Source organism: Serratia sp. HNCC26DJ206 (assembly GCF_057180605.1).
Genome location: NZ_JBXUGP010000144.1, coordinates 1 through 398, shown reverse-complemented (window position 1 = coordinate 398; position 398 = coordinate 1). Strand labels below are relative to the sequence as shown.

Genomic DNA, 398 nt, shown 5'->3' with positions numbered 1-398 from the left:
GCCGTCATCTTGCACGGTCGCCGTACCAATCACCGCGGTGCCGTTGTACACCGTAACGGTGTTACCGGCTTCCGCGCCGGTGCCCTTGAGGGTCGGACGGCTGTCGTCGGTGGTTCCGCCGGATACCACATTACCTTTGAATGCCCCGACCGTATCGTCTACCCCGGTGATCGCCACTTTGCTTGCGTCCGGCGCGCTGAAGTCCAGCGTCAGGCTAAAGGTGTTGGACGGATCGCTGACGTTACCCGCCTTGTCCGTGGCCGTGACGGTGAAGCGGTGCTCCCCTTCCGCCAGTGGCGTGGTCGGCGTAAAGCGCCAGGTGCCCGTGGCATCGGTCTGTACCGAGCCCAACAACCCGTTCTGATCGGCGATCTTCACCAGGCTGTTGGCTTCCGCAC

At 63.6% G+C, this 398-nt stretch carries 1 protein-coding gene; it reads right to left on the bottom strand.

From position 1 onward, the window contains the following. A partial coding sequence (locus tag AC2A1E_RS24325) for an Ig-like domain-containing protein (RefSeq protein ID WP_484385896.1) occupies positions 1 to 398 on the bottom strand: 398 nt, incomplete at both ends.